Genomic DNA, 25,568 nt, shown 5'->3' with positions numbered 1-25,568 from the left:
GCAACTGACCCACCGCTATCGGGAGCAAGCCCCCTCCCACATTTTTACCTCACCAGTTTGCCAGGCCTCAGGCCTTGCTGATGATATTCCCCGCATGCAGCCCGCATTCCTTCTGCGTGGCTTCTTCCCACCACCAGCGACCTTCGCGCTCATGCTGGTTCGGCAATACCGGGCGGGTGCAGGGCTCGCAGCCGATGCTGATAAAGCCGCGCTCATGCAGGCTGTTGTAAGGCAACTCCAACATGCGGATGTAACCCCACACCTCTTCGCTGGTCATCTGCGCCAGCGGGTTGAACTTGTACAGGGTACGTTCGGGGGTGGAGAAAGCCGTGTCGATTTCCAGCGCAGCCACCTGGCTGCGGGTGCCGGGGCTCTGGTCGCGGCGCTGGCCGGTGGCCCAGGCACTTACACTTGCGAGCTTGCGGCGCAGCGGTTCGATCTTGCGGATGCCGCAGCATTCGCCATGGCCGTCCTTATAGAAGCTGAACAGGCCCTTTTCCTTGACGAAGGGTTCCAGCTTGCTCTGGTCCGGCGAGATCAGTTCGATGTCGATCTTGTAGAACTCGCGCACCTGCTCGATAAACCGGTAGGTTTCCGGGTGCAGACGGCCAGTGTCGAGGCTGAATACCTTGACGTTCTTGTTCAGCTTCCAGGCCATGTCCACCAGCACCACATCCTCGGCACCGCTGAAGGAAATCCACAGGTCATCGCCGAACTGGCTGAACGCCAGCTTGAGAATATCCTGTGCAGACTTGTTGGCATAAGTCGCGGCGAGTTCAGCGACGTCGAAGGCTTGGTTCATCAGGACGGTTCCTACAGGTCAGTGGCGCTGAGCGCTCTATAGGCGGCGATGGTATCAAAATCTGCCGTGCGTTGCGGCGGCGTGCTTGAGTCGCTAGAGTTCGGCAGTCCTTTTGCCCGCTCAACTAATAAATCCAATGGAGTGTCTTGTGGAAATTGCCTGTCTTGACCTGGAAGGGGTGCTGGTTCCGGAAATCTGGATCGCCTTCGCCGAAAAAACCGGTATTGAATCCCTGCGCGCCACCACACGCGACATTCCCGACTATGACGTGCTGATGCAGCAGCGCCTGCGCATCCTCGACGAGCACGGGCTCAAACTGGCCGATATCCAGGCGGTGATTGCTACGCTCAAACCGTTGGACGGGGCCGTCGAGTTCGTCAACTGGCTGCGCGAACGCTTCCAGGTGGTGATCCTGTCCGACACCTTCTACGAATTCTCCCAACCGCTGATGCGCCAGCTGGGTTTCCCGACCTTGCTGTGCCACCGCTTGATCACTGATGAAAATGATCGGGTGGTAAGCTACCAGTTGCGCCAGAAAGACCCCAAGCGCCAGTCGGTATTGGCGTTCAAAAGCCTCTACTACCGCGTGATCGCTGCCGGTGATTCGTACAACGACACCACCATGCTGGGGGAAGCGGACCGTGGGATTCTGTTCCATGCGCCGGAGAATGTGATTCGCGAATTCCCGCAGTTCCCGGCGGTGCATACGTTTGAAGACTTGAAGAAAGAGTTTATCAAGGCGTCGAATCGGCAGTTGAGCCTGTAAGTTATGCGACGCGACTGATTGCCCCATCGCAGGCAAGCCAGCTCCCACCTTTGATCGCGGCGCGGTCGAAGGTGGGAGGGGGCTTGCCCCCGATAGGGCCGGTACAGGCCCTACAAACTTTCCAAAGTCTGTAACAACACCCGCACCTTCGTCAGCGACTCCTGATACTCAGCCTGCCACTGCGAATCCGCCACAATCCCACCGCCACCCCAGCAACACACCTGCCCGTCCTTGACCAGCAAACTGCGGATGGCAATGGAGCTGTCCATCTCGCCGCGCACGTCCAGGTACACCAGCGAGCCGCAGTAAAGCCCGCGGCGGGTTGGCTCAAGTTCGTCGATGATCTGCATCGCACGGATCTTCGGCGCGCCGGTGATGGAGCCGCCGGGGAAGCTGCCGGCGATCAGGTCGAGGGCGTCTTTATCGTCGGCCAATATGCCGGTGACACTGCTCACCAGGTGGTGCACGTTGGGGTAGCTTTCCAGGCTGAACAGCTCTGGCACTTTCACTGAGCCGATGCGGCAATTGCGACCGAGATCGTTGCGCAGCAGGTCGACGATCATCAGGTTTTCTGCGCGGTCCTTGGGGCTGGCGAGCAACTCGGCGGCGTTGGCGGCATCTTCTGCAGGTGTTACGCCGCGAGGGCGGGTGCCCTTGATCGGGCGGGTCTCGACCTGGCGTTCGCTGATGCGCACAAAGCGTTCCGGTGACAGGCTCAGTACCGCACCGTCATCGGGCAAGCTCTGGAACCCGGAAAACGGCGTGGGGCAGGCTTCGCGCAGGGCGCAATAGGCTGCCCAGGGATCCCCCATGCAGGGTGCGCGAAAGCGCTGGGCAAAGTTGACCTGATAGCAGTCGCCGGCCTGGATGTAATCCTGGATACGCGCGATGGTTTGGCGGTAGGCCTCTGCGGTGAGGTCTGGTGCCATCGGGCCCTGGAGTTTGAACGTCGCAGAGGTGTCGACAGTCCCGTGGCTGAACAGCGCGATCAACCGTTGTCGTTCGCTATCGGCCAACGTGGGATGAAACACCAGTTGGCTGCTCCGGGCCTGGTGGTCGCTGATCAGCGCCCAGGCGTACAGCCCGAAGCGCGCGTCCGGCAGGTGCAGGTCATCCACCGCCAGGTGCGGCATGTTCTCAAGGTGCCGGCCGAAGTCGTAGCTCAGGTAGCCTATCAAGCCTCCGGCGAACGGCAACGGTAAATCGGCGGGGATTGCGGCTTCACCCAATCGCGTGAGGTTTTCCCGTAAGCGTTGCAGGAAATCACTGCCGCTTTCGTCCGGCTCTACCGTCAATGTCGCTTCCGGCCAGGCACTGAGCAGGTCATACCGGCCGCGCTCAGCCGTCGGCCGGCCGCTGTCGAGCAGTACCGCGCCTGGAGCACGGCGAATCGCCGCAAAATACTCGGCGGGGTTGGCCCGGTAGGGCAATGGGTGTACGGAGCAGGTCAACATGCGGGGTTGGATCAGCCAATGGCGCGGGGGAGGGGGATTGTAGTCCCCTGTAGGATTTGCTCCTAGAGGGGATGTCGGGGATAGACAGTTTGAAGACCGGATCAGCCTTCCACGGGCGGTATATGCCCAAACATCTCCTGCACGAACTTCACCCGCTCTTGCGGGGTTTCCGTCACGCCGGCAGCTTTGAGTTCCTCCAGTCGCGCCTCCACCGCATGGGTGCGCAAGGTCAGCCCGCAGTCATTGGCGATCTGGATATTCAGCCCCGGCCGTGCATTCAATTCAAGGATCAGCGGGCCTTTTTCCTGGTCCAGTACCATGTCCACGCCGATATAGCCCAGCCCGCACAGCTCATAGCAGCCGGCCGCAAGCTGCATGAAACCGTCCCAGTTGGGCAGTTGCACACCATCGACCGCATTGGTGGTGTCAGGGTGCTTGGTGATGATGTTGTTCAGCCAGGTACCGCGCAGGGTCAGGCCGGTGGCAAGGTCGACGCCTACGCCAATCGCGCCCTGGTGCAGGTTGGCCTTGCCGCCGGACTGGCGGGTCGGCAAGCGCAGCATGGCCATCACCGGGTAGCCCATCAGTACGATAATGCGAATATCCGGCACACCCTCGTAGCTGATGCTTTTGAAGATCTGGTCGGGCACCACACGGTACTCGATCAGTGCGCGGTCGCGGTGGCCACCCAGTGAATACAGGCCAGTGAGGATGCTGGAAATCTGGTGCTCGATCTCTTCATGGCTGATGATCTTGCCGGACACCGTGCGATAGCGCCCTTCAAAACGGTCTGCCACCACCAGGATGCCGTCGCCGCCGGCACCCTGGGCGGGCTTGATCACGAAATCGCTGCGCCCACCGATGATCTCGTCGAGCTTGTCGATTTCCTTCTCGGTGGAGATCACCCCGTACATTTCCGGCACATGGATACCGGCGGCCAGCGCCCGTTCCTTGGTGATGATCTTGTCATCCACAATCGGGTACAGGCTGCGTTTGTTGTACTTGAGCACGTAGTCGGCGTTACGCCGATTGATGCCCATGATCCCGCGCGCTTCCAGGGCCTTCCAGGTTTTCCAGAAGCCAAACATCAGGAGTCAGCCTTCAGGAATGCCTTGAAACGCACCAGCTCGGTGAGGCGATAGCCGCGATAACGACCCATGGCCAGCATGAAGCCCACCAGAATCAGCAGGATCGCCGGGAAGGTAAACACGAAGTAAACCAACTCCGGCACGCTCATGATGAGGTGGGCCAACGAGGCGGCGAACAGGGTGCCAATCGCCACTTTCAGTGCATGGTTGGCGCCGCGCTCTTCCCAGGTAATCGACAGGCGTTCGATGGTCATGGTCAGGATCACCATCGGGAACAGCGCCACCGACAAGCCACGCTCCAGCCCCAGCTTATGGCTGAACAGGCTGATGGCGGCGATCAGCACCACCACGAAGGTCAGCACCACCGACAGCCTCGGCAGCATCTGCAGTTTCAAATGTTCCAGATACGACCTGAGTGACAGCCCCAGTGCCGTGATGATCGTGAACAGCACAATGCCGAAGCCCAATTGCGTCTCGCGGAACGCCAGGGCGATCAGCACCGGCGTGAAGGTGCCCAGGGTCTGCAGGCCGATCAGGTTGCGCAGGATCAGAATCACCAGCACGCCAATCGGGATCATCACCATGATCATGAAGGTCTGCTGGGTTTGCAGCGGCAGGCCGTACAGCGAGTATTCGAGGAAGTTGGCGTCGGTGTTTTCGTCGGTCAGCTTGGCCAGGCGAATCGCGTTCATTTCGCTGTTGTTGAGGCTGAAGGTCACCATGGCCTTCTTGCCGCCATCGACCGTGATCAGGTTTTCATCGCCGGTCCACCACAGCAGGCGGTCGGCGGGCAGGCCCTGTTCACCGGTCTCCGGGTTGAAGTACAGCCAGTCGTTGCCGTTGAAGCTGCGCAGCCACAGTTCCGGGGTTTGCGGCTGGTCGGCCACCAGGCGGATGGTGTGGACTTTCTCCACCGGCACATGGGCGATGGACAGCAGCAGCTCGACGATCCTGGCCTTGTGCGGCGTCGACGGGTCGCCGGCCAGCAGCAGCTTCACATTGTCGTCGTTGAGGTTGTTGGTGCGCTTGATGGCTTCGCTGATAAAGGTCTCGACGTCGGCCGAGTGCTGGCGGATCGGCGCCAGCAAGGCTTCGGCGGCGATTTTTTCCGGGCCTTCCACGGCGATGCTGTCGCGGAAGGTCGGGCCTTTGATCTTGACCTTTTCGCCGCTGTAACGCTTGGTCAGCACCAGGCGGTAATACAGGGTCTGGTTGCCCTTGGCCCGGCGCGCTGACCAGGTGACCTTGCGGTTGCCGTCGATGCGGTTGACGCTGACTCCGTAGTTGTTGGAGATAAAGCTTTCATTAAGGCTGACGAAGTCGCGGCTCAGTGGCGGCACGAACATCTGGATCTTGACCGGGTCCTTGGGGTTGGCGACGAACTCGACCTTGGCGTCGATGTTCCACAAGTCGTCGGTGGCATCCTCGGTCACGGGAATCCCCAGCACGAAAATCTGATAGGCGGTGACCGAAATGCCGAGCACCACCAGGAAGGTGATCAGGATTTTCAGGTGCAGGGTCAGAGAGCGCATTCGGTTTACTCGGCGGTATGAGCGTCGGCGACGCAGGCGGGTTTGCCTGCTGCATATTTAAGACTGGGGTCGACCAGCGCATCAAAGCGTTTCAGCGCTTCGGAGCCGATCAGCAGCGGGTATTGGAAGCTGCTGCGGTCAGTCAAGTTCACTTCGATGCTGCGTAAAGCAGTGCCCATGCAGATATCCAGGGCAACCACCGGACGGGCGGTGTAGTTCTTGTCCTCATCGGGGTCGTAGTCGCCGGCGCGGCGCTTGATCTTGCTGACGCGGGCCAGGGGCAGTTCGATGGGGTGGGAGTGGGCGGTGTCGATGGCCAGGTAGAAGCGTACCCAGGTTTCGCCGTTGCGCTTGAAGCGCTTGATATCGCGGGCGCTCAACGAGGCGGTCTTGGCGCCGGTGTCGAGCTTGGCCGCGACTTCCAGGTCGATACCGTCCAGCTTGGCGTATTCATTGAGGCCATACACCGTTTTCTCGGCGGTGAAGCCAAGGCTGGGTAGCAACAGTAGGCAAACAAACAGGGGGAAGGGCTTGAGTCTCATAAATCCTGAGGCGGTGCCGTGCGATGTTCAATTCAAGGCGACTGGCATTGCTGCGCAAACTCCCTCGTGCGCCGTTTCATCCAGGGATGTCAGGCAAATACGCCGGGCATTCTAACATGATGCTTTTTTGGCGCCAGCGCTGGCAGGCGGCCATGCCTTGGATGGATTATTCAGGCGTATTAGACGATTGTCGACAATGTGTATTTATTCTTTGACTGTTAAGGGGTAATTAGCTAGTTTTTGCGGCATTGCTTTTAAAGGTGTCGACAATATGCTGGGTCAGGCGGAAATTCCGATAGCGGCGTCAGACGATTCCCAAACCATGTCCGAGAACGTTTTTCGGCGTATCCAGGCCGCCATCGTCAAAGGTGAAATCGCCCCCGGCAGCAAGATTTCCGAGCCGGAACTGGCGCGTACCTACGGCATCAGCCGCGGCCCGCTGCGCGAGGCGATCCACCGCCTGGAAGGCCAGCGCCTGCTGGTGCGCGTGCCCCACGTCGGCGCACGGGTTGTGTCGTTGAGTCATGCCGAGCTGATCGAACTCTATGAGATCCGCGAGTCCCTGGAAGGCATGGCCTGCCGCCTCGCTGCCGAGCGCATGACCGACGCAGAAATCGAAGAGCTGCGCCAGGTATTGCACACCCATGAGCGCGATGCCGCGTTCCAGGCCGGTGTTGGCTACTACCAGCAGGAAGGCGACTTCGACTTTCATTACCGGATCATCCAGGGCGCCGGTAACCGCACCCTGACCCAAATGCTCTGCGGCGAGCTGTACCAACTGGTGCGCATGTACCGCATCCAGTTTTCCGCCACCCCCAATCGTCCACGCCAGGCCTTTGCCGAACACCACCGCATTCTCGACGCGATTGCCGATCGCGATGGTGAATTGGCCGAACTGTTGATGCGCCGGCATATCGGCGCCTCCAAACGCAACATCGCCCGTCACTTCCCGGACGGTGCTCCTTCATCACGAGGTGAGTCATGAGTTCCCATAACAACAGCACTCCCGGCCAGCGTTTCCGTGACGCAGTCGCCAGCGAACAGCCTTTGCAAGTTGTTGGTGCAATCAATGCCAACCACGCGTTGCTGGCCAAGCGCGCCGGCTTCAAGGCTATTTACCTGTCGGGTGGCGGTGTCGCCGCCGGCTCGCTCGGCGTGCCGGACCTGGGTATTACCGGGTTGGATGACGTACTCACCGACGTGCGCCGCATTACCGACGTCTGCGACCTGCCGCTGCTGGTGGACGTGGACACCGGTTTCGGCTCCTCGGCGTTCAATGTGGCGCGCACCGTCAAGTCGATGATCAAGTTCGGCGCCGCCGCCATCCATATCGAAGACCAGGTCGGCGCCAAGCGCTGCGGGCATCGCCCCAATAAAGAGATCGTGTCGCAGCAGGAAATGGTCGACCGCATCAAGGCTGCCGTGGATGCGCGTACCGATGACAGCTTCGTGATCATGGCGCGCACCGACGCCTTGGCGGTCGAGGGCCTGGAGTCTGCCCTTGAACGTGCCGCCGCGTGTATCGAAGCCGGTGCCGACATGGTCTTCCCGGAAGCCATCACCGAGCTCGAGATGTACAAGCTGTTCGCTTCCCGCGTAAAGGCGCCGATCCTGGCTAACATTACCGAGTTCGGTGCGACGCCGCTGTACACCACCGAACAGTTGAAATCTGCGGATGTTTCCATTGTGCTGTACCCGCTCTCGGCCTTCCGTGCCATGAACAAGGCCGCCGAGAACGTCTACACCGCGATCCGTCGCGACGGCACCCAACAGAACGTGATCGACACCATGCAAACGCGCATGGAGCTCTACGATCGCATCGACTACCACACCTTCGAGCAGAAGCTCGACGCGCTGTTTGCCGCGAAAAAATAATGCGGTGCGCCTCCCTAATAAATTCAAGATTGGAGAACGAACATGGCTGAAGCAAAAGTATTGAGTGGCGCCGGCCTGCGTGGCCAGGTTGCCGGGCAGACCGCACTGTCGACCGTGGGCCAGGCTGGTGCAGGCTTGACCTATCGTGGCTACGATGTGCGTGAACTGGCCGCCGATGCGCAGTTTGAAGAAGTCGCCTACCTGTTGCTGTACGGCGAGTTGCCGACCAAGACCGAACTGGCCGCCTACAGCGCCAAGCTGAGCAAGCTGCGTGACTTGCCCCAGGCATTGAAAGAAGTGCTCGAACGCATCCCCGCCGACGCCCACCCGATGGACGTGATGCGCACCGGTTGCTCGTTTTTGGGCAATATCGAGCCGGAAAAAGATTTCAGCGTACAGCGCGATGTCACTGACCGCCTGCTTGCTGCATTCCCGGCGATCATGTGCTACTGGTACCGCTTCAGCCACGACGGCAAGCGCATCGACTGCGTGACCGACGAGCCGAGTATCGGCGGCCACTTCCTGCACCTGCTGCACGGCAAGAAACCCAGCGAGCTGCACGTCAAAGTCATGAATGTGTCGCTGATTCTCTACGCCGAGCACGAATTCAACGCCTCGACCTTCACTGCCCGGGTGTGCGCCTCGACCCTGTCCGACCTGTATTCCTGCGTCACCGCCGCCATCGGTTCCCTGCGCGGCCCGCTGCACGGCGGTGCCAACGAAGCGGCGATGGAAATGATCGAGCGCTTTTCCTCGGCCGAAGAAGCGGTCGAAGGCACCCTTGGCATGTTGGCGCGCAAGGACAAGATCATGGGCTTCGGCCACGCGATCTATAAAGACAGCGACCCGCGTAATGAAGTGATCAAGGGCTGGTCGAAAAAACTCGCTGATGAAGTGGGCGACACGGTGTTGTTCCCGGTGTCTGAAGCCATCGACAAGACCATGTGGGAGCAGAAAAAGCTGTTCCCCAACGCCGACTTCTACCATGCCTCGGCTTACCACTTCATGGGCATCCCGACCAAATTGTTCACACCGATCTTCGTGTGCTCGCGCCTGACTGGCTGGGCCGCGCACGTGTTCGAACAGCGCGCCAACAACCGCATCATCCGTCCAAGCGCCGAGTACATCGGCGTTGAGCAGCGCAAGTTCGTGCCAATCGAACGTCGCTGAATGGGATGGGCTGTGTTCGCTGGCTAATGTGCTTTTTTGTGGGAGCTGGCTTGCCTGCGATGGCATCACCTTGGTGTACCTGTCACACCGCAGTGATGCAATCGCAGGCAAGCCAGCTCCCACAGGAAACAAAGCCAGTGTCGACAGTTCACCTTTCGAACTTACCGTGACCGAGTCCTGACGATGAACACTGAATTTCGCAAACCGCTCCCCGGCAGCCGCCTGGATTTCTTCGACGCCCGTGCGGCTGTCGAAGCAATCACCCCCGGCGCCTACGCCACCTTGCCTTACACCTCGCGCGTGCTTGCCGAAAACCTGGTGCGCCGTTGCGACCCGGCCACCCTCAACGCATCCCTGAGCCAACTGATCGAGCGCAAACGTGATCTCGATTTCCCCTGGTTCCCGGCGCGCGTGGTGTGCCATGACATCCTCGGCCAGACCGCCCTGGTGGACCTCGCTGGTCTGCGCGATGCCATCGCCCTGCAAGGCGGCGACCCGGCGCAGGTCAACCCGGTGGTGCCGACCCAACTGATCGTCGACCACTCCCTGGCTGTCGAGGCTGGCGGCTTTGACCCACAGGCGTTCGAGAAAAACCGCGCCATTGAAGACCGTCGCAATGAAGACCGCTTCCACTTTATCGAGTGGACCAAAAAAGCCTTCAAGAACGTCGATGTCATCCCGCCGGGCAACGGCATCATGCACCAGATCAACCTGGAGAAAATGTCGCCGGTGATTCAGGTCCGTGACGGCGTAGCCTTCCCGGATACCTGCGTCGGTACTGACAGTCATACTCCCCACGTCGATGCCCTGGGCGTGATCGCCATTGGCGTCGGCGGCCTGGAGGCCGAGAGCGTGATGCTCGGCCGTGCGTCGTGGATGCGCCTGCCGGAAAGCGTCGGCGTGGAACTGACCGGCAAGCTGCAACCGGGCATCACCGCCACCGATATGGTGCTGGCACTCACCGAGTTCCTGCGCCAGCAGAAAGTGGTCGGCGCCTGGCTGGAGTTCTTCGGCGAAGGGGCTAGTGCACTGACCCTGGGCGACCGTGCGACCATCTCCAACATGGCCCCTGAATACGGCGCCACCGCAGCGATGTTCTATATCGATCAGCAGACCATCGCCTACCTCAAACTCACTGGCCGAGAAGACGAACAAGTCGCCCTGGTCGAACAGTACGCACGCCACACTGGTCTGTGGGCCGATGACCTCAAGGGGGCTCAGTACGAGCGTGGCCTGACCTTCGACCTGTCCAGCGTCGTGCGCAACATGGCCGGGCCCAGCAACCCACACGCCCGTGTTGCCACCCGCGACCTGGCGTCCAAAGGCATCAGCGGCCAATGGGACGAAGTGCCAGGGCAAATGCCCGACGGGGCGGTGATCATTGCGGCCATCACCAGTTGCACCAACACCAGTAACCCGCGCAACGTCATCGCCGCGGGGCTTCTGGCACGTAACGCCAACAAGCTTGGCTTGGCCCGCAAGCCGTGGGTCAAGTCGTCGCTGGCGCCGGGCTCGAAAACCGTGGCCATGTACCTGGAAGAGGCCGGTCTGGGCCGTGAGCTGGAAAAGCTCGGTTTCGGCGTGGTGGCCTTTGCTTGCACCACCTGCAACGGCATGTCCGGCGCGCTCGACCCGGTGATCCAGCAGGAAATCATCGACCGCGACCTGTACGCCACCGCCGTGTTGTCGGGCAACCGCAACTTCGACGGGCGCATTCACCCTTACGCCAAGCAAGCCTTCCTGGCTTCGCCGCCGCTGGTGGTGGCCTATGCGATTGCCGGCACCATCCGTTTCGATATCGAGAAGGACGTGCTAGGCCTGGATGCCGACGGCAAGGAAATTCGCCTGCAGGATATCTGGCCGAGCGACGAAGAGATCGACGCGGTGGTCAAAGCATCGGTCAAGCCCGAGCAGTTCCGTGCGGTGTACATCCCCATGTTCGCGATTCACGAAGACACCGGCCCCAAAGTCACCCCGCTGTATGACTGGCGCCCGCAGAGCACCTACATCCGTCGCCCGCCGTACTGGGAAGGCGCGCTGGCCGGCGCGCGGCCGCTCAAGGGTATGCGCCCGCTGGCGGTGCTGCCGGACAACATCACCACCGACCACCTGTCGCCGTCCAACGCGATCATGCCGGGCAGTGCCGCCGGGGAATACCTGGCGAAGATGGGCTTGCCGGAAGTCGACTTCAACTCCTACGCGACCCATCGCGGTGACCATCTGACGGCGCAGCGCGCCACCTTCGCCAACCCGAAACTGTTCAACGAAATGGTGCAGGAAAACGGCAAGGTCAAGCAGGGCTCGCTGGCGCGAATCGAGCCGGAAGGCAAGGTCACGCGGATGTGGGAAGCGATTGAAACCTACATGGAGCGCAAGCAACCGCTGATCATCATCGCCGGTGCCGACTACGGCCAGGGCTCGTCCCGCGACTGGGCCGCCAAGGGCGTGCGCCTGGCCGGTGTGGAAGCGATTGCCGCCGAAGGCTTCGAGCGCATTCACCGCACCAACCTGGTGGGCATGGGCGTGTTGCCGCTGGAATTCCTGCCGGGCACCGACCGCCACACCCTCAAGATCGACGGCAGTGAAACCTATGACGTGATCGGCGAGCGCACCCCGCGCGCGCAACTGACCCTGGTGATCAACCGCAGGAATGGCGAACGTGTCGAGGTGCCGGTGACGTGCCGCCTGGATACCGCCGAAGAAGTGTCGATCTACGAGGCGGGCGGCGTGTTGCAACGTTTTGCCCAGGATTTCCTGGAATCGGCGGCCACCGCCTGAAGAGGACTACCATGGCACACGTAGCGCAAATCAAGATCCCAGCCACCTACATGCGTGGCGGCACCAGCAAGGGCGTGTTCTTCAGCCTCAAGGACCTGCCCGAAGTCGCGCAGGTGCCGGGGGCGGCCCGCGATGCCGTGTTGCTGCGGGTCATCGGCAGCCCCGACCCTTACGACAAGCAGATCGACGGCATGGGCGGTGCCACTTCAAGTACCAGCAAAACCGTGATCCTGGCCAAAAGCACCCGCGCCGATCACGACGTGGACTATCTGTTCGGCCAAGTCTCCATCGACAAGCCGTTTGTCGATTGGAGTGGCAACTGCGGCAACCTGTCGGCAGCAGTGGGCTCGTTCGCCATCAGCGCTGGCCTGGTTGATCCGGCCCGCGTGCCCGAGAACGGGGTGGCGGTGGTGCGGATATGGCAGGCCAATATTGGCAAGAGCATCATCGCCCATGTGCCGATCACCAACGGCGCGGTACAGGAAACCGGCGACTTCGAACTGGACGGTGTGACCTTCCCGGCCGCCGAAGTCCAGCTGGAATTCATCGACCCGGCGGCGGAAGAAGAGGGCGGTGGTGGTTCGATGTTCCCCACCGGCAACCTCATCGACGACCTGGAAGTACCGGGCGTCGGCACCTTCAAGGCCACGTTGATCAACGCCGGTATTCCGACCATTTTCATCAACGCCCAGGACCTCGGCTACACCGGCACCGAACTGCAGGGCGCGATCAACAGCGACCCCAAGGCCCTGGCCATGTTCGAGACGGTACGGGCCTATGGCGCGTTGCGCATGGGCCTGATCAAGCACCTGGACGAGGCCGCCCAGCGCCAGCACACACCCAAGGTCGCCTTCGTGGCCAAGCCTGCGGATTACGTGGCCTCCAGCGGCAAGGCAATCAAGGCCGGCGATGTGGATCTGCTGGTGCGTGCCCTGTCCATGGGCAAACTGCACCACGCCATGATGGGCACGGCGGCGGTAGCGATCGGCACGGCGGCGGCGATCTCCGGCACCCTGGTCAACCTGGCGGCGGGCGGCGTGGAGCGCAATGCCGTGCGCTTCGGGCATCCGTCCGGCACCTTGCGCGTCGGTGCCGAAGCCAGCCAAGTGAACGGTGAATGGGTGGTGAAGAAAGCCATCATGAGCCGCAGTGCGCGGGTGTTAATGGAAGGTTTCGTGCGCGTCCCCGGTGACGCTTTTTAGCTTTATGTGGGAGGGGGCTTGCTCCCGATAGCAGGGTGTCAGTCGCCCCATTCATTAACTGACCCACCGGCATCGGGAGCAAGCCCCCTCCCACAGGGATACAAGCAGGCAATCAGACCTGCGCAACGATTAACCCTGACCCTGAGGATGGAACAACCCAACTTTTAGGAGAACTGCCATGAGCGCCAACGTCGACCAGAACAACCGCCCCGACTACGACCAGTTTTTGCAGGACATCGCCGACTATGTCCTCAACTACCGCATCGAATCCCGGGATGCACTGGACACCGCCCGCAATTGCCTGATGGACACCCTTGGCTGTGGCCTGCTGGCCCTGCGGTTCCCCGAGTGCACCAAGCACCTGGGGCCGATAGTGGAGGGCACCGTGGTGCCGTTCGGCGCGCGCGTGCCGGGCACTTCGTTTCGCCTCGACCCGGTCAAGGCCGCCTGGGACATTGGCTGCATCGTGCGCTGGCTCGACTACAACGACACCTGGCTCGCTGCTGAATGGGGCCACCCTTCGGACAACCTCGGGGGCATTCTCGCCGTGGCCGATCACCTTTCGCAAAAACGCGTGGCCAATGGCGAGGCGCCGCTCACCGTACGTGCGGTGCTGGAAGCGATGATCATGGCCCACGAAATCCAGGGGGTGATCGCCCTGGAAAACTCTTTCAACCGCGTCGGCCTTGACCACGTGCTGCTGGTCAAAGTCGCCTCCACCGCGGTCACCGCCAAGCTGATGGGCGCCAATCGTGAACAACTGCTGTCGGCCTTGTCTCACGCTTTCGTTGATGGGCAGGCGTTGCGCACCTATCGCCATGCACCGAATGCCGGCTCGCGCAAATCCTGGGCCGCAGGCGATGCATCGAGCCGTGGTGTGCGCCTGGCGGATATCGCCCTGCGTGGCGAAATGGGCATCCCCGGTGTGTTGAGTGCGCCGCAGTGGGGGTTCTACGACGTGTTGTTCAGCCACACCAACAAGGACCTGGCGCTCAAGCCCACAGACAAGCGCGCCTTCAGCCTGCCTCAGGCCTACGGCACCTACGTGATGGAAAACGTGCTGTTCAAGATCAGTTTCCCGGCGGAGTTCCACGCGCAAACCGCCTGCGAGGCGGCGGTGACCTTGCACCCGCAGGTCAAGCATCGTCTGCATGAAATCGAACGTATCGTGATCACCACCCATGAGTCGGCGATTCGGATTATTTCCAAGGTTGGCCAATTGGCCAACGCTGCCGATCGCGACCACTGCCTGCAATACATGACCGCCGTGCCCTTGGTGTTCGGCAATCTGGTGGCCGAGCACTACGAAGATGATTTCCACGCGGCCCACCCGATCATCGACGAGCTGCGCGACAAGATGGTCATCGTTGAAGACCCACGCTATAGCCGCGAATACCTGGAGGCGGACAAGCGTTCCATTGCCAATGCGGTGCAGGTGTTCTTTATGGATGGCACCTGCACTGAGCAGGTAGCGGTGGAATACCCGATTGGCCATCGCCGCCGTCGGGTGGACGGTATCCCATTGCTGGAAGACAAGTTCAAAGCCAACCTGGCGACGCGGTTCACTGCGCAGCGCAGCGCCGAGATTGTTGCGTTGTGCAAGGATCAGGCACGGCTTGAGGCGACGGCTGTGAACCGTTTCATGGATCTGTTGGTGATCTAAAAAACAACGCGGCCAATGTGGGAGGGAGCAAGCCCCCTCTCACATTTGTCCTCCATTGGGGCAACTATCGGGTCAGGCGCAAGCTTGTTCAAACCGTAGTATCACCCTGCGGTTGTGCTTGCTCTTCTTTTCGATTTTCTCGCAGAACACCCGGCCGATTTCTTCGGTGTTGAGCACATGGGTGCCGCCGCATGGCTGGATATCGATGCCGGGGATTTCAATCACCCGTACCGAGCCCGACACCACCGGTGGCGCAACCGCCTGGGTGCGGGTGATCTGTAGCAAGGTCGCGTATTCGGTGGCGGGCATCGACAGGGTCTTCACCGCATGGGCCTGCTCGATCAGGGCGTTGAGGTCACGGGTTAGACCGTCTTTGTCCAGGGTCATTTCCGGCAGGTCGAAATCCAGTCGGCCTTTATCCGCACTGATGCTGCAACCGGTCACGGGCGCGTCGATGAGCGAGCACAACAAGTGCAGGCAGGTGTGCATTTTCATGTGCTGGTAGCGCCGCTCCCAATCCAGGCCGGCGTCTACCTGGATGCCCGCCGTCAACTGCTCGGGGCAATGGTCCACCTGATGCCAGATGATCGAGCGCAACACCGGATCGCGCACGGTACCTGTCACCTCGACCCGCGTGCCATCGGGCAGGGTGAAATGGCCGGTATCGCCCGGTTGCCCGCCGCCGGTGGGGTAGAACAGTGTGTGCTCCAGGGCGATGCCGTGTTCACTGACCGCAATAACCCGGGCGCTGAACGCGTTCTGATAGGGCGCGCTGTCGAACAGCGCCAGGGTTTCCATGGTATGCACGGACATGTTCAACCTCCAACGATCAGTGGGCTGGCTTGCAAGAGATGGCGCACCATCGCGCTCAAGCCAGGGGGAGAGAGCAGGGTGATTTCAAATTCCGGCCCGCAGACTTTCAGGTTCAGCGGCAAGCGCGGCAGTTGTTCGCCGGTATCGACACGGTGCAGGCGAAATTGCAGGTGGTGGCGCTCTTTCACCGTGGGTTCGAGCATTAACCCTTGCAGCGGATGAAAGTCGGCATCCAGCACCGTGACCTTATGACCGGCACTCACCTCACCGACGACGTGCAAGCGCTCATCCAGGGCAAAGGCGCCTAGGTAATTGCTGCGGTCCGATTCGTCGTTTTTTTGCAACTGGATCTGGTTGACTACTTTGACCTTGGTGCCTGCCGGTACGTCCTGGGTGATCACGCAGGAGGGGCTGATAAATACGTTGTCGCCGATCGACACGTAGCCCAGCACCCGGGCACCGGCGCCCACCTCGACGTTGTTGCCCAGGCGCGGGTGGCGTTTGCCGTCCGGATTGTTGGCGATGCCGCGGGCTCCCAGGGTCACGCCGCACAGGATGTAGCAGTCGTTGCCGATCACGCAGGTTTCGCCGATGACGGTGCCATAGCCATGGTCCAGTACAAAGCGCCGGCCGATACACGCCGCCGGATGAATCTCGGCACCGGAGAGAATCTTGCCCTGGTTGCTGAGCTTGAGCGCCATGCGCGAAAACATCCCATGGCCCGGGTCGGGGAAATTCCACACCTGGTGCGCAAGACGATAGAACAGCACTGCCTTGAACGAGGCATAGGATTCCAGGATCAACTCACCGCGCCCACGCGATGCCGGATCTCGATAGGCGTAGGCGATCAGGTCCTCGGCCACTGCTTGGGCGGCGTTCTGGATCAGTGGCGCCAGGTGTGGTTCCAACTGCTTCATCTGCCCGGGCGTCAGGGTCGTGATGAGATGGGTAAGCAACTCATCGTGCAGCAGTTGCATGTCGATAAAGCCCCCCATGGAGGCACCCCCGCATTCTGGATGATTGAAAAACCCGTTACTCGAAACTGGGCAGGTAACTGTCGGCATTGTCGTAGACCATGGTCAGCACCACCGTTTCAGGCGGCAGTTCGGGGGCGAGTTGGGCGATGGCAACCATGTTGGCGGCGGAGGACAGCCCCAGGCTGATGGCGTCGGTGCGCATGATGCGTTTGATCATGTCCAGGCACGCCGAGTGCGACACCTTGAGCATGCCGTCGATCACGTCCAGGTTGAGGATGCTCGGGATCAGGCCAATCGACAGGCCCTGGATTGCGTGCGCAGCGTGCTGGTCTTTGAGCAGGTCGCATTCCTGCGGCTCCACGCCCATCACGCGGATCGCTGGCCAGGCGGCCTTGAGGGTTTCGCCAATGCCGGTGATATGGCCACCTGTGCCGATGCCGCTGACGAAGTAGTCCACGCGCTGATCACCGAAGGCGCGGATGATCTCCGGCGCGGTGGTGTCGCGGTGGGTCTGCGGGTTGGCGCCGTTGCGCTGCTGGTTGAGCATCACGAAGTTGGGGTTTTCCAACTGCAGTTCCATGCACTTTTCGCCGTGGGAGTTGTTGCCCAGGCGGCTGTCTGACAGCACCACTTTGGCACCATACAGGCGTAGCAATTTCTGCTTTTCGGGGCTGTAGTTGTCAGGGATCACCAGCACCACTTTATAGCCCAGGACATTGCCGGCCATCACCAGGCCAATGCCGGTGTTGCCGCCGCTGGGTTCGATGATGGTTTGCCCGGAGTCGCGGATCAGTACGCCACGGCACTCGGCATCGAGGATCATGCCCAGGGCGATGCGCGCCTTGTGGCTGCCACCGGGGTTGAGGGATTCCAGCTTGGCGTAGACTTCGATGCCGAGGTCTTCGGAAAACTGGGCCAGGCGCACGATAGGCGTTTGGCCGATGACGTCGAGAATGGAGTTATGCAGCATCAGCAAGTCTCCACGATCAGTACAGAGGCATGTCGGGTTCGACGTCGCGAACCCAGTGCTTCATGCCGCCCTGCAGGACTTTGGTGTTCGCGAACCCGGCTGCCAGCAGGGTGCTGGCGGCTTGTTCGGCTCGGGTGCCCGCGTAGCAGATCAGGTAATGGGTGTTGTCTCGGCTGAGGTTGTCGAGTTGCCCATCCAGTTCGGCTAGGGGAATGTGCAACACGCCTGGCAGCTTGCACACTTCCAATTCGCTGGCGTCGCGCACGTCCAGCAATACATCGGCGCTGTTGGGGTGCTCAAGCACCTGCTTGAGGTTCTGAGGCTTGATGTAGCGTTCTGCCGCCAGCGACGGTTGGCTCGGTACGGCATCGGCACACGCCGTGGGGGCGGCGCTTTCGCTGCTGCGCAGCTCCGAGCAGCAGGGGCAGTCGAGGCGGCGCTTGAAGCGGATCTCGCTGAACTTCATCGCCAGCGCGTCAAAGCGCATCAAGCGGCCGGATAAAGGTTCGCCAATGCCGATCAGCAATTTGATCGCCTCGGTGGCCTGGATCATTCCTACCACACCCGGCAGCACGCCGATCACGCCGCCGGCGCTGCAATTGGGCGCCAGTTCTGCGGGCGGGGCCTTGGGAAACAGGCAGCGATAGCACGGCCCGCCTTTGTAGTTGAGCACGCTGATCTGCCCGTCGAAACGGTAGATGGCGCCATAGACCAAAGGTTTGCCCAACTGTACGCAAGCATCGTTGACCAGGTAGCGGGTATCGAAATTATCGGTACCGTCGATCACCAGGTCATAGGCGCCCACCAGTTCCAGAGCGTTGTCGGTGTCAAGCGCGGTGTTGTGCGCATTGATCCGGATATGAGGGTTGAGGTCCAGCAGGCGTTGCTTGGCGGACTCGACCTTGGGCATTCCCAGTGTGCTGTTGCCATGGACAATCTGGCGCTGCAGGTTGCTGCTTTCCACCACGTCAAAATCCACCAGCCCCAGGGTGCCGATGCCTGCCGCTGCCAGGTACAGGCTGATGGGCGAGCCCAGGCCCCCGGTGCCGATGACCAGAACTTTGGCTTTCTTCAGGTTCAATTGGCCTTCGCGGCCGACGCCCGGCAGGGTGATGTGGCGCACGTAGCGCTGCACTTCTTCGTTGCTCAGGGTGTCGATGTCCATGCCGCCTGAGGTGGCGAGCAACACTTCGATCCGGGATTTTGGCGGCAGGACTTCATCGGCTTCGATCAGCGCCTCCTCGGCGGTAAACAGGAAGTGTTCCTTGAGCTGGTTGTTCTTTTCATGGAACAGGTACTGACGCAATTGGGGGTGATTGGTGCAGAGATTTTCAATGACTTCGCGCAATGTCGATCCGGCGCCCTCAAGGGTCGATTCCGGCAGCTTGGCCACGCGAACCAGAATGTCGGGGAAAGAGACAGCGTTCATGGACAACTCCGTGTGCAGGTCGTTGAAGGGTTGAGGTGCGAAATGCTTGCCATCCCAGGCAAACAGTTTTGAGCCCAGGACCTGGCTCTGGCGAACATCCACCACCAGATAGCTGACTGGGTAGATCGGCTCCCCCATGAACAGCGCCTTGTCCTGGTCTTCATCACTGAAATAGGCGCCGACATCCGGGTGGGAGTGATAGATCACCACCACCGGATTGTCGCTGCGAAACGCCTTGTTCAGCAGCAGGGTATCGGCCACCGAGAAGGTGTAGCCGTTGGCCGCGCTGCGGGGGTACATCTGGGAGTTCTTGTGGTGCAGCTCGTTCTGGATATTGCTGCCCAGGTACACACTGCCGTCGGCGAAGACGAAGCCGCAGCACTCTTCTGGGTAGCTGCGGCTGGCGTGGGCGTAGATCTGTTCCAGGGCGGTGGGGCGGAGGACTTCCATGTTTCTCTCGCGTTGGTTGAGGGTCATTTTTTCTTGGCCAGGAGTTTTTCAACCGGCAGCTTGGTGATCGCAAAGCCGGCCAGCAGAATCGCCGAATACAGCATAAGGTCGCGGGAAATTTCCACGCCTTCGTACCAGGCACCGATGATCACCGCGAACACCGGGAAGATGATGAAGACGAACGACAGGATGATCGGGCTCAGGCGCTTGAGCAGCATGAAATACACAATAAACCCGCCTACCGAGGCCACCAGCCCGAGGTAGAACAGTGCAGTCCAGGAGCGCAGGGTGATGTCATTGAAGGCTGGCGTTTCAAACCACAGGCCGGCGACGAACAACATCAGCCCGGCGATGCCGATGGGCAGGGTGTTGTAGGTAATCACACTGATGGCACTGCCTTTCTGCTTGGTAATCACGTAGCACAACGCGTGCATGATCGCGGCGCTCAGTATCGCCAACACCCCGAAGAACTCGGCGTGGTCCAGGTGCAGGCCCTGGCTCTTGATGATCATGTAGAGGCTGCCAAACCCGATACCGATGCCAACGACCTGGGAGAAGTAGATGCGCTCACGCAGGAACAGCGCCGAAAAGATCAGGATGAATACCGGCATGCAGCTGAACAGCAGGGCCGTCAGGCCGGATGACACGTGCATCTCGCCATAGTTGAGCAGGTAGTAGGGAACGCTGAAGTACGACAGGGTCACAAACACAAAGAACCAGCGGCTTTCCCGTGGGAACAGGATCGGCTCGCGACGCACCATGGCAAAACACAGGAACAGCGGAAACGCGATCAGAAAGCGCAGCCCGGCGGATGTCAGCGGCGGCACGCTCTCTACGGCGATCTTGATGCCCAGCCATGTAGTGCCCCAACTCAGGCACACGATCAGAAACATCAAGCTGGTCACCAGCCCGGCGAGCCACTGTTTTTGAGTTTTTGTTTTTGCAGTGTTTTCGAGAACGGCGGACATTGGCATCTTTTATTGCTTCCCTGAGCCGGAATTGAACTCTATATTGAACTTGTAATGAGTTATGTTTATCGGCGATTGAACCCGTAAAAGCACACTATTAGGGCGAAAGATGGCTGTCAAAACAAATATTGACATGGTGTCAATTATGCGTGAGGGCCTGTCCAACGGGCAGGGCGTGAAGTACAAGCGCCTGTCTGATGTGATGGAGCGGGGCATCCTCGAAGGCTTGATTGAACCGGGACGAAAACTGCCGCCCCATCGGGTGCTGTCCGACAACCTGGGGGTGACCATTGGCACCATCAGCCGGGCCTACGGTGAGCTGGAGCGCCTGGGCTTGGTGGTTGCACGGGTCGGTGACGGAACCTTCGTGCGCAAGCGTGGGATGGAGCGTCAGCGTGATGAAGGCTTTCGCAATTTCAGCGAGGAGCCGCGCCAGTACTTCGACATGAGTCGCAACATGCACATTCCGGGGCAGGAAACGGTGTTTCTTGCCCAGAGCTTCCAAACGCTGTCGACCAACGCCAAGTTCCTGCAGGACATCAGCGCCTATACCCCCGACGCCGGCTTGCCGCGTTACCGTGAAGCCGGGGCGCAATGGCTGGTGCAGCGCGATTTTCATCCGATTCCAGAGCAGGTCATCTGCGTCAACGGCGGCCAGCACGGTTTGCTGTGCGCGATGATGGCGCTGCTGCGTGCTGGCGATACGGTAGTCACCGAGCAACTGACTTATCCTGGGCTGATTACGGCTGCGCGCATGTTGGGCGTGCGCCTGATTGGCCTGGAAATGGATGAAGAAGGCGTGTTGCCCACGGCGCTGGATGAGGTCTGTCGTAATCACCGCATTTCGGCGTTGTACTGCACGCCGACTATTCAGAATCCCACGACGGCGGTGTTGTCGGTGGCGCGTCGCGAAGCCTTGGCCAAGGTGTGTCGTGAGCACAACCTGCTGATTCTCGAGGACGAAGCCCACGGCGTGCTGGTTGAGGATCGCCCGCCGCCCCTCAGCTATTTCGCGCCTGAGCGTACGATTTTGATCAGCAGTCTGAGCAAAGCGGTGTCGGCAGGGTTGCGGGTAGGCTACGTGCACGCGCCACCGGCACTGGTCAGCCGCATCTCGGCGGCACTGCGCTCGACCTGCTGGATGGCGACGCCTGTGACCCTGGAACTGGCCACCCAGTGGATTGAAAACGGCACGGCGGAATATCTGTTGCGCCAACAAATCAACGAAATCAGCCGCCGCAAGACCTTGGTCGAGGATTTATTGACCGGGCTGGCGTATCGCACCCACCTCAACAGCCCGCATTTCTGGATCGAGGTGCCGGAGCCATGGCGTGCGTCGGAAATCGAGGCAGAGCTCAGGCAGAACAATTACCTGATCGCCACCGCCGAGGCGTTTGCCGTGGGGCAGACGGCGGTGCCGCAGTTTATTCGGGCGAGTATCTGCAATACGTCTGGCGATGATCAGTTACTGCGCGAGGGGTTTGATGCGCTGGCGACGGCGTTGGGGCAGGGGGGGGGGCGGTTTCATCTGTAAATCCGCGTTACCGTTCATCGCAGGCAAGCCAGCTCCCACAGGGGAACGCATTCCAACTGTGGGAGCTGGCTTGCCTGCGATAGCGTCAGATCAGGCGACAGAGATCACTTGAAGCGCCGCTCCACACCCTTCTCAACCAAAATCTTTGCCGAAATCTCTTCCACCGAAAAATGCGTGGAATTGATGTGTGCAATATTCTCGCGACGGAACAGATTTTCCACTTCACGCACTTCGAACTCGCACTGCGCATAGCTGGAGTAGCGGCTGTTGGGCTTGCGTTCGTTACGGATGGCGGTCAGGCGGTCCGGGTCGATGGTCAGGCCGAACAGTTTGTGCGAGTGGGCGCGCAGGGCGGCGGGCAGCGTCAGGTGCTCCATATCGTCTTCGGTCAGCGGGTAGTTGGCCGCACGGATACCGAATTGCATGGCCATGTACAGACAGGTCGGGGTCTTGCCGCAACGCGACACGCCCACCAGGATCAGGTCGGCCTTGTCGTAGTAGTGGGTGCGGGCGCCATCATCGTTGTCGAGGGCAAAGTTCACCGCCTCGATGCGCTCCATATAGTTGGAGTTATGCCCGATGGAATGGGACTTTCCGACAGAGTATGAAGAATGCTCACTCAACTCCTGTTCCAATGGCGCCAGGAAGGTCGAGAAAATGTCGATCATGAAACCATTCGACGTTGCGAGAATCTCACGAATGTCTTGATTGACGATGGTGTCGAAAATGATCGGGCGAAAACCGTCTTTTTCAGCCGCCAGATTGATTTGTTGTACCATGGCCCGCGCTTTATCCACGCTGTCTATATAAGGCCGGGTGAATTTGGCGAAGGTAATGTTTTCGAACTGCGCAAGCAGGCTCTGGCCCAGTGTTTCGGCTGTGATGCCGGTGCCGTCGGAAATAAAGAAAGCAGATCGTTTCATTTGAGCCCTGGGCCTTAAGCTGATGGCGAATCTTGGATATGATAGGCGCGATTTTGCCGTCCCGCAGTGGGCCGCATTCTCACTTATTTTCCAGGTCCAGGCCACAAGCGCTGGCGTTAGCTCCTACTGAGCAACCCGCGTCCTGAGCTTTTCCAACACAGAAAGTGGAGAGATCACCTTGGTAGAGTACGTAGTTTCCCTCGATAAGCTCGGCGTCCATGATGTAGAGCATGTGGGGGGCAAGAACGCATCCCTCGGCGAGATGATCAGTAATCTTGCAGGCGCTGGTGTCTCGGTGCCCGGTGGTTTCGCCACCACGGCCCAGGCTTACCGCGACTTCCTCGAGCTGAGCGGCCTCAACGCCCAGATCCACGCCGCGCTGGATGCCTTGGACGTCGACGACGTCAACGCCCTGGCCAAGACCGGCGCCCAGATCCGTCAGTGGATCATGGAAGCCGAGTTCCCCGAGAAGCTCAACGAAGAAATTCGCACCGCCTTCGCCACCCTGTCCGCCGGCAACCCGGACATGGCTGTCGCCGTACGCTCCTCGGCCACCGCCGAAGACTTGCCGGACGCTTCCTTTGCCGGCCAGCAGGAAACCTTCCTGAATATCCGTGGCGTGGAAAACGTCATTCGCGCGGCCAAGGAAGTATTCGCCTCGCTGTTCAACGACCGCGCTATTTCCTACCGTGTACACCAGGGTTTCGACCACAAGCTGGTGGCCTTGTCTGCTGGTGTGCAGCGCATGGTGCGTTCGGAAACCGGCACTGCTGGCGTGATGTTCACCCTGGACACTGAGTCGGGCTTCCGTGATGTGGTATTCATTACCGGTGCCTACGGCCTGGGCGAAACCGTCGTACAAGGCGCGGTCAACCCTGACGAATTCTACGTGCACAAGCACACCCTTGAGGCCGGCCGCCCGGCCATCCTGCGCCGCAACCTGGGCAGCAAGGCGATCAAGATGATCTACGGCGACGAAGCCAAGGCCGGTCGCTCGGTGAAAACCGTTGACGTCGACAAGGCCGAGCGCGCGCGTTTCTGCCTGACCGATGCTGAAGTCAGCGAACTGGCCAAACAGGCGATGATCATCGAGAAGCACTACAAGTGCCCGATGGACATCGAGTGGGCCAAGGACGGTGACGACGGCAAGCTATATATCGTGCAAGCGCGTCCGGAAACCGTGAAGAGCCGCACTTCGGCCAATGTCATGGAGCGTTACCTGCTCAAGGAAACCGGCACCGTACTGGTGGAAGGCCGTGCCATTGGTCAGCGCATCGGTGCTGGCAAGGTGCGGATCATCAAGGACGTGTCGGAAATGGACAAGGTCCAGCCCGGCGACGTGCTGGTTTCCGACATGACCGACCCGGACTGGGAGCCGGTGATGAAGCGCGCCAGCGCCATCGTCACCAACCGAGGCGGGCGTACTTGCCACGCGGCGATCATCGCCCGTGAACTGGGGATCCCGGCGGTAGTCGGTTGCGGCAACGCCACCCAACTGCTCAAGGAGGGCCAGGGTGTCACCGTGTCTTGCGCCGAAGGCGATACCGGTTTCATCTTCGAAGGTGAGCTGGGCTTCGATATCAAGCAAAATTCCATCGACGCCATGCCCGACCTGCCGTTCAAGATCATGATGAACGTCGGCAACCCGGACCGCGCCTTCGATTTCGCGCAGTTGCCGAACGCCGGGGTGGGCCTGGCCCGCCTGGAGTTCATCATCAATCGCATGATCGGCGTGCACCCAAAGGCCTTGTTGAACTATGACGGCCTGCCGCTGGATATCAAGGAAAGCGTCGACAAGCGCATCGCCGGCTACAACGACCCGGTAGGCTTCTATGTCGAGAAGCTGGTGGAAGGCATCAGTACGCTGGCCGCGGCGTTCTACCCGAAAAAGGTCATCGTGCGCCTGTCGGACTTCAAGTCCAACGAGTACGCCAACCTGATCGGCGGCAAGCTCTACGAGCCGGAAGAAGAAAACCCGATGCTGGGCTTCCGTGGCGCCTCGCGTTACATCAGCGAAGCGTTCCGTGACTGCTTCGAGCTTGAGTGCCGTGCCCTCAAGCGCGTGCGCAACGAGATGGGCCTGACCAACGTCGAGATCATGGTGCCGTTCGTGCGCACCCTGGGCGAAGCGAGCCAAGTGGTCGACCTGCTGGCCGAAAACGGCTTGACCCGTGGCGAGAACGGCCTGCGCGTGATCATGATGTGCGAATTGCCGTCCAACGCCATCCTCGCCGAAGAGTTCCTGGAGTTCTTCGACGGTTTCTCCATCGGCTCCAACGACCTGACCCAGCTGACCCTGGGCCTGGACCGCGACTCCGGGATCATCGCTCACCTGTTCGACGAGCGTAACCCAGCGGTCAAAAAGCTGCTGGCCAATGCCATCCAGGCGTGTAACAAGGCCGGCAAGTACATTGGTATCTGTGGCCAAGGCCCTTCCGACCACCCTGACCTGGCTAAATGGCTGATGGAGCAGGGCATTGAAAGCGTCTCGCTGAACCCGGACTCTGTGCTGGAAACCTGGTTCTTCCTGGCGGAAGGCCAAGCGTCCGCTTAAAGTCGCAACGTCAAAAGTGCCGGTCACTCGTGAGGGTGACCGGCATTCTTATCTGTACTGGGCGGGAACTCCTTGCGG

At 60.5% G+C, this 25,568-nt stretch carries 20 protein-coding genes; 9 read left to right on the top strand and 11 right to left on the bottom strand.

All coding sequences use genetic code 11. The annotated features are described in order from the left end of the window. Positions 1–67: 67 nt before the first annotated feature. A complete protein-coding gene (locus tag LJX92_RS19605) occupies positions 68–802 on the bottom strand; it encodes a phosphoadenylyl-sulfate reductase (protein WP_032879905.1) in 735 nt (244 codons plus the stop codon). A 148-nt stretch (positions 803–950) separates the two neighbouring features. Here LJX92_RS19605 and thrH point away from each other — a divergent pair, with 148 nt between their 5' ends. After that, complete coding sequence (gene thrH, locus LJX92_RS19600) at positions 951–1,568, top strand: bifunctional phosphoserine phosphatase/homoserine phosphotransferase ThrH (protein ID WP_005790415.1); 618 nt, start codon at positions 951–953, stop codon at positions 1,566–1,568. 110 nt (positions 1,569–1,678) lie between these two features. On the opposite strand, the gene pabB is transcribed toward thrH, so the two are convergent. The 4 genes from pabB to LJX92_RS19580 form a co-directional block, all read right to left on the bottom strand. Further along, the gene (gene pabB / locus LJX92_RS19595; protein ID WP_223018088.1) at positions 1,679–3,022 is read right to left on the bottom strand and encodes an aminodeoxychorismate synthase component I; all 1,344 of its coding nucleotides are present in this window, start codon (positions 3,020–3,022) and stop codon (positions 1,679–1,681) included. A 101-nt stretch (positions 3,023–3,123) separates the two neighbouring features. Continuing rightward, complete coding sequence (locus tag LJX92_RS19590) at positions 3,124–4,110, bottom strand: alpha-L-glutamate ligase-like protein (protein WP_005790412.1); 987 nt, start codon at positions 4,108–4,110, stop codon at positions 3,124–3,126. After that, on the bottom strand, positions 4,110–5,642 hold the full coding sequence (locus LJX92_RS19585; RefSeq protein ID WP_032879907.1) for an inactive transglutaminase family protein: 1,533 nt from the start codon (positions 5,640–5,642) through the stop codon (positions 4,110–4,112). The genes LJX92_RS19590 and LJX92_RS19585 overlap by 1 nt, the downstream gene beginning before the upstream one ends. Positions 5,643–5,647: 5 nt before the next feature. Beyond that, entirely contained in the window at positions 5,648–6,184 is a 537-nt protein-coding gene (locus LJX92_RS19580) for an ATP-dependent zinc protease (protein ID WP_032879908.1), read from the bottom strand. A gap of 271 nt (positions 6,185–6,455) precedes the next feature. Between LJX92_RS19580 and LJX92_RS19575 the strand changes: the two genes are divergently transcribed. From LJX92_RS19575 to prpD, 6 genes are all read left to right on the top strand, one after another. Continuing rightward, positions 6,456–7,169, top strand: coding sequence for a GntR family transcriptional regulator (locus LJX92_RS19575; protein ID WP_032879909.1), 714 nt, complete (start codon positions 6,456–6,458; stop codon positions 7,167–7,169). Then, the gene (prpB, locus tag LJX92_RS19570; protein ID WP_032879910.1) at positions 7,166–8,059 is read left to right on the top strand and encodes a methylisocitrate lyase; all 894 of its coding nucleotides are present in this window, start codon (positions 7,166–7,168) and stop codon (positions 8,057–8,059) included. Before LJX92_RS19575 ends, prpB begins: the two co-directional genes overlap by 4 nt. A 42-nt stretch (positions 8,060–8,101) precedes the next feature. After that, positions 8,102–9,229: a 2-methylcitrate synthase gene (gene prpC, locus LJX92_RS19565; RefSeq protein ID WP_005790404.1), complete on the top strand. Its 1,128-nt coding sequence runs from the start codon at positions 8,102–8,104 to the stop codon at positions 9,227–9,229. 183 nt (positions 9,230–9,412) lie between these two features. Further along, positions 9,413–12,007, top strand: a complete 2,595-nt coding sequence (gene acnD, locus LJX92_RS19560) for a Fe/S-dependent 2-methylisocitrate dehydratase AcnD (protein ID WP_228308843.1) — start codon at positions 9,413–9,415, stop codon at positions 12,005–12,007. 11 nt (positions 12,008–12,018) lie between these two features. After that, positions 12,019–13,209 carry a 2-methylaconitate cis-trans isomerase PrpF gene (gene prpF, locus LJX92_RS19555; protein WP_228308842.1) on the top strand — a complete coding sequence of 397 codons (1,191 nt, stop codon included), beginning with the start codon at positions 12,019–12,021 and terminating at the stop codon, positions 13,207–13,209. 178 nt (positions 13,210–13,387) lie between these two features. Beyond that, positions 13,388–14,872: a 2-methylcitrate dehydratase gene (prpD, locus tag LJX92_RS19550; RefSeq protein WP_216091960.1), complete on the top strand. Its 1,485-nt coding sequence runs from the start codon at positions 13,388–13,390 to the stop codon at positions 14,870–14,872. A 72-nt stretch (positions 14,873–14,944) separates the two neighbouring features. Here prpD and LJX92_RS19545 read toward each other — a convergent pair whose 3' ends face one another. From LJX92_RS19545 to LJX92_RS19525, 5 genes are read right to left on the bottom strand one after another with little or no spacing between them, the layout of a single operon-like run. After that, the gene (locus LJX92_RS19545) at positions 14,945–15,685 is read right to left on the bottom strand and encodes an alanyl-tRNA editing protein (protein WP_032879914.1); all 741 of its coding nucleotides are present in this window, start codon (positions 15,683–15,685) and stop codon (positions 14,945–14,947) included. 2 nt (positions 15,686–15,687) lie between these two features. Beyond that, positions 15,688–16,680: a serine O-acetyltransferase gene (locus LJX92_RS19540; protein WP_228308841.1), complete on the bottom strand. Its 993-nt coding sequence runs from the start codon at positions 16,678–16,680 to the stop codon at positions 15,688–15,690. Between the two features lie 37 nt (positions 16,681–16,717). After that, positions 16,718–17,632: a PLP-dependent cysteine synthase family protein gene (locus tag LJX92_RS19535; RefSeq protein ID WP_228308840.1), complete on the bottom strand. Its 915-nt coding sequence runs from the start codon at positions 17,630–17,632 to the stop codon at positions 16,718–16,720. Between the two features lie 16 nt (positions 17,633–17,648). Beyond that, on the bottom strand, positions 17,649–19,511 hold the full coding sequence (gene moeB, locus LJX92_RS19530; protein ID WP_078822106.1) for a molybdopterin-synthase adenylyltransferase MoeB: 1,863 nt from the start codon (positions 19,509–19,511) through the stop codon (positions 17,649–17,651). 23 nt (positions 19,512–19,534) lie between these two features. Then, complete coding sequence (locus tag LJX92_RS19525; protein WP_032879916.1) at positions 19,535–20,479, bottom strand: DMT family transporter; 945 nt, start codon at positions 20,477–20,479, stop codon at positions 19,535–19,537. Between the two features lie 109 nt (positions 20,480–20,588). Here LJX92_RS19525 and LJX92_RS19520 point away from each other — a divergent pair, with 109 nt between their 5' ends. Beyond that, positions 20,589–22,013 carry a PLP-dependent aminotransferase family protein gene (locus tag LJX92_RS19520; RefSeq protein WP_005790387.1) on the top strand — a complete coding sequence of 475 codons (1,425 nt, stop codon included), beginning with the start codon at positions 20,589–20,591 and terminating at the stop codon, positions 22,011–22,013. Between the two features lie 104 nt (positions 22,014–22,117). On the opposite strand, the gene LJX92_RS19515 is transcribed toward LJX92_RS19520, so the two are convergent. Next, positions 22,118–22,936, bottom strand: coding sequence for a pyruvate, water dikinase regulatory protein (locus LJX92_RS19515; protein WP_003193298.1), 819 nt, complete (start codon positions 22,934–22,936; stop codon positions 22,118–22,120). Between the two features lie 178 nt (positions 22,937–23,114). Between LJX92_RS19515 and ppsA the strand changes: the two genes are divergently transcribed. Further along, complete coding sequence (gene ppsA / locus LJX92_RS19510; RefSeq protein ID WP_005790384.1) at positions 23,115–25,490, top strand: phosphoenolpyruvate synthase; 2,376 nt, start codon at positions 23,115–23,117, stop codon at positions 25,488–25,490. Positions 25,491–25,568 lie beyond the last annotated feature (78 nt).

It is taken from the genome of Pseudomonas sp. HN8-3 (assembly GCF_020790195.1).
Taxonomy (GTDB): Bacteria; Pseudomonadota; Gammaproteobacteria; order Pseudomonadales; family Pseudomonadaceae; genus Aquipseudomonas; species Aquipseudomonas synxantha_A.
This window is presented reverse-complemented; position numbering and strand designations above follow the sequence as displayed.

Coding starts and splice junctions, on each gene's coding strand:
- LJX92_RS19605 (WP_032879905.1), bottom strand. CDS start 802: ATGAACCAAGCCTTCGACGTCGCTGAACTCGCCGCGACTTATGCCAAC.
- pabB (WP_223018088.1), bottom strand. CDS start 3,022: ATGTTGACCTGCTCCGTACACCCATTGCCCTACCGGGCCAACCCCGCC.
- LJX92_RS19590 (WP_005790412.1), bottom strand. CDS start 4,110: ATGTTTGGCTTCTGGAAAACCTGGAAGGCCCTGGAAGCGCGCGGGATC.
- LJX92_RS19585 (WP_032879907.1), bottom strand. CDS start 5,642: ATGCGCTCTCTGACCCTGCACCTGAAAATCCTGATCACCTTCCTGGTG.
- LJX92_RS19580 (WP_032879908.1), bottom strand. CDS start 6,184: ATGAGACTCAAGCCCTTCCCCCTGTTTGTTTGCCTACTGTTGCTACCC.
- LJX92_RS19575 (WP_032879909.1), top strand. CDS start 6,456: ATGCTGGGTCAGGCGGAAATTCCGATAGCGGCGTCAGACGATTCCCAA.
- prpB (WP_032879910.1), top strand. CDS start 7,166: ATGAGTTCCCATAACAACAGCACTCCCGGCCAGCGTTTCCGTGACGCA.
- prpC (WP_005790404.1), top strand. CDS start 8,102: ATGGCTGAAGCAAAAGTATTGAGTGGCGCCGGCCTGCGTGGCCAGGTT.
- acnD (WP_228308843.1), top strand. CDS start 9,413: ATGAACACTGAATTTCGCAAACCGCTCCCCGGCAGCCGCCTGGATTTC.
- prpF (WP_228308842.1), top strand. CDS start 12,019: ATGGCACACGTAGCGCAAATCAAGATCCCAGCCACCTACATGCGTGGC.
- prpD (WP_216091960.1), top strand. CDS start 13,388: ATGAGCGCCAACGTCGACCAGAACAACCGCCCCGACTACGACCAGTTT.
- LJX92_RS19545 (WP_032879914.1), bottom strand. CDS start 15,685: ATGTCCGTGCATACCATGGAAACCCTGGCGCTGTTCGACAGCGCGCCC.
- LJX92_RS19540 (WP_228308841.1), bottom strand. CDS start 16,680: ATGGGGGGCTTTATCGACATGCAACTGCTGCACGATGAGTTGCTTACC.
- LJX92_RS19535 (WP_228308840.1), bottom strand. CDS start 17,632: ATGCTGCATAACTCCATTCTCGACGTCATCGGCCAAACGCCTATCGTG.
- moeB (WP_078822106.1), bottom strand. CDS start 19,511: ATGGAAGTCCTCCGCCCCACCGCCCTGGAACAGATCTACGCCCACGCC.
- LJX92_RS19525 (WP_032879916.1), bottom strand. CDS start 20,479: ATGTCCGCCGTTCTCGAAAACACTGCAAAAACAAAAACTCAAAAACAG.
- LJX92_RS19520 (WP_005790387.1), top strand. CDS start 20,589: ATGGCTGTCAAAACAAATATTGACATGGTGTCAATTATGCGTGAGGGC.
- LJX92_RS19515 (WP_003193298.1), bottom strand. CDS start 22,936: ATGAAACGATCTGCTTTCTTTATTTCCGACGGCACCGGCATCACAGCC.